The sequence below is a fragment of the Acidovorax sp. KPB24-07 genome, assembly GCF_057543315.1.
Genome location: NZ_BAAJYS010000379.1, coordinates 1 through 3,117, shown reverse-complemented (window position 1 = coordinate 3,117; position 3,117 = coordinate 1). Strand labels below are relative to the sequence as shown.

At 68.7% G+C, this 3,117-nt stretch carries 4 protein-coding genes; 2 read left to right on the top strand and 2 right to left on the bottom strand.

The genetic code is table 11. From position 1 onward, the window contains the following. Positions 1-864: rod shape-determining protein MreC (gene mreC, locus AC27IQ_RS21280; protein WP_487090689.1), on the bottom strand; the 864-nt coding region annotated here is incomplete at its 3' end. A 181-nt stretch (positions 865-1,045) separates the two neighbouring features. After that, entirely contained in the window at positions 1,046-2,089 is a 1,044-nt protein-coding gene (locus AC27IQ_RS21275) for a rod shape-determining protein (protein WP_092745880.1), read from the bottom strand. 207 nt (positions 2,090-2,296) lie between these two features. Here AC27IQ_RS21275 and gatC point away from each other — a divergent pair, with 207 nt between their 5' ends. Both gatC and AC27IQ_RS21265 read left to right on the top strand, forming a co-directional pair. Continuing rightward, positions 2,297-2,596 (top strand): Asp-tRNA(Asn)/Glu-tRNA(Gln) amidotransferase subunit GatC, encoded by a 300-nt coding sequence (gene gatC / locus AC27IQ_RS21270; RefSeq protein WP_487090688.1) that lies wholly within the window; start codon positions 2,297-2,299, stop codon positions 2,594-2,596. Between the two features lie 10 nt (positions 2,597-2,606). After that, positions 2,607-3,117, top strand: a 511-nt coding sequence (locus AC27IQ_RS21265) for an amidase family protein (RefSeq protein WP_487090687.1), incomplete at its 3' end; no start/stop codon positions are given.

Genomic DNA, 3,117 nt, shown 5'->3' with positions numbered 1-3,117 from the left:
CAGGTCGGCCGTGAGCGGCTTGAGCACCAGCACGTGGCGCGCGCCGTTCACCTGCGCCAGCGGCGCGCAGTAGATGCGGGCGAAGGCCGAGTCGGCGCGCCGCTCCACGCGCACCACACGGGCCACGGGCAGCCCCGGCGGATACAGGCCGTCCACGCCGCTGGTGGTGAGCAGGTCGTTTTCCTGCACGTCGGCATTGCCGGGCATGAAGCGCAGCTCCATCCCGCCGCCGTGGGCGATGACCGGATCGCCATAGGCCACGCTGCGCGCGCCGGTGCGCAGGTTCATCACGGGAATGGCCTGGTCGCGGTCGATGAGCAGGGTCACCTCGCTCAGGAACGGGTGCACGCGGGTGACCTGGCCCAGCATGCCGGACTCGTCCATCACCGGCGAGCCGAGTTCGACGCCCGCCACCTGGCCCTGGTCGATCATCACGCGGCGGGTGTAGGGATCGGCGGCGTCGTAGATCACCTGCGCGGCCTGCGACGGCGTCGTCAGGCGCTCGCGCAACTCCAGCAGCTTGCGCAGCCGCGCGTTCTCCTGCAAGAGCTGCTCGGCCTGGTTGGCGCGCTCGGACATCTGCGCCATGTTGCGGCGGGCCGTGTCGGCATCGGCCTGGGCCACCTGCAGCGACTGGAAGTAGCCCGCCCCCTTGGCGGCGAACTCCACCGGCTGCAGCATGGTCCACTGCAGCGGGTAGAGCGCCACGGCCACGGCCTTGCGCAGCGGATCGGTCACCTGGAACCGGGCATCCGCCACCATCAAAAACAGCGCCAGGGCGCTGTAGAGGGCAAGTCGGGAGCGCGGCGAGGGCCCTTGCTTGAAGAAGGGCGGCGCGGACCGTTCGAGCGTACCGAGGGGCATGGGCAGGCAGGCCGTGGGATCAGGCGACAACCGGCCAGGCAGCGGCCGGGGGCGGCGCCAAGTGCGCGGCAGCGGTGGCCCGCCCGCAGCCCTGCACGCCCGGCAGGAGCGGAAGGAGGACGGCCAGCGGTTGATCCATGTCTTTTTCCAGGGCCCCGGCTTCGCGCCAGGGCCGGGCGTGTCACTCGCTCGTGAAGATGCTGCCCTGGCGGTCCATGCGCTCCAGCGCAATGCCGCACCCGCGCACCACGCAGGTCAGGGGGTCTTCGGCGACCAGCACCGGCAGGCCGGTCTCCTCGGCCAGCAGGCGGTCCAGGTCGCGCAGCAGGGCACCGCCGCCGGTGAGCATCATGCCGCGCTCGGCGATGTCGGCACCCAGTTCGGGGGGCGTTTGCTCCAGCGCGTTCTTGACGGCGGAGACGATCTGATTGAGGGGGTCGGTGAGCGCCTCCAGCACCTCGTTGCTGGAGATGGTGAAGCTGCGCGGCACGCCTTCGCTGAGGTTGCGGCCCTTGACTTCCATCTCGCGCACTTCGGAGCCGGGAAAGGCCGAGCCGATGTTCTTCTTGATGGCCTCCGCCGTGGGCTCGCCGATCAGCATGCCGTAGTTGCGGCGGATGTAGCTGATGATGGCCTCGTCGAACTTGTCGCCGCCCACGCGGACGCTGCCCTTGTAGACCATGCCGCCCAGCGAGATCACGCCCACCTCGGTGGTGCCGCCGCCGATGTCGACCACCATGGAGCCGGAGGCTTCGGAGACCGGCAGGCCGGCGCCGATGCCGGCGGCCATGGGCTCTTCGATCAGGTACACCGCGGTGGCACCGGCGGCCTCGGCCGCATCCTTGATGGCGCGGCGCTCCACCTGGGTGGAGCCGCAGGGCACGCAGATGATGATGCGGGGGCTGGGGGTGAGCAGGGTGCGGGGGTGCACCATCTTGATGAACTGCTTGATCATCTGCTCGGTGATCACGAAATCCGCGATCACCCCGTCCTTCATCGGACGGATGGCTTCGATGTTGCCGGGCACCTTGCCCAGCATGGCCTTGGCTTCGCGGCCGACGGCCTGGATGACTTTCTTTCCGTGGGGGCCGCCTTCGTGGCGGATGGCGACGACCGAGGGTTCATCGAGCACGATGCCCTTGTCGCGGGCAAAAATCAAGGTGTTGGCGGTGCCAAGGTCAATCGCAAGGTCGGTGGAGAAGTACCGACGGAAAGCTCCGAACATTCAAAAATCCTCTCAGGCACGGCATGCACGTCGGCCTGCCATCGCCGGGTGATATTAGGGGGTGTTTATTGGATTTTTTCGCACAATGACCGGCAGTTGGGAGGGTATTGCGGCAAAGCCGGGATAATACCGCATCCCCTGTGAATAACTCCCTCCGGCATGGCCCGGATTTCAGCTTTACATCCGGTTTCCCACCCCCCTTCCCCTATGGCACTGACACCCCAGGACATCGGTCGCATCGCCAATCTGGCGCGGCTCGAATTGAGTTCGGACGACAGTGAGCGCATGCTCACGCAGATCAACGGTTTCTTCGGCATCGTCGAGAAGATGCGGGCTGTGGATACTACCGGCGTCGCCCCCCTCGCGCACCCGGTCGCCGCCGTCCAGGCCGTGGCCCTGCGCCTGCGCGAGGACATCGCCAGCGAACCCGATCAGCGCGAAGCCAACCAGCGCAGCGCGCCGGCCGTGGAGAACGGCCTGTTCCTGGTGCCCAAGGTGATCGAATGAGGGCGCCCCGATGACCACCCACTCCACCACCGCATTGCACGATCTGGGCGTGGCCGCCCTGGCCACCGAACTGCGCGAGCGCCGCGTCTCCGCCGTCGAAGCCGCCCAGCACTTCCTGGCGCGCGCCGCCGCCCACCAGAACCTGGGCGCCTACGTCGCCATGAACGAAGAAGCCACCCTGGCGCAGGCCCGTGCGCAGGACGCGGCCATCGCGGCCGGCACGGCGGGCCCGCTGGCCGGCGTGCCCATCGCCCACAAGGACATCTTCGTCACGCGCGACTTTCCCAGCACGGCCGGCTCGAAGATGCTGGCCGGCTACCAGTCGCCGTTCGACGCCACCGTGGTCGGCCAACTGGCCCAGGCCGGCGCCGTCACGCTGGGCAAGCTCAATTGCGACGAGTTCGCCATGGGCTCGGCCAACGAGAACTCCGCCGTGGCCCCGGTGGGCTTCGATGCGCCCGCGCCGGTGCGCAACCCCTGGGACGCCAGCCGCGTGCCGGGCGGCTCGTCGGGCGGCAGCG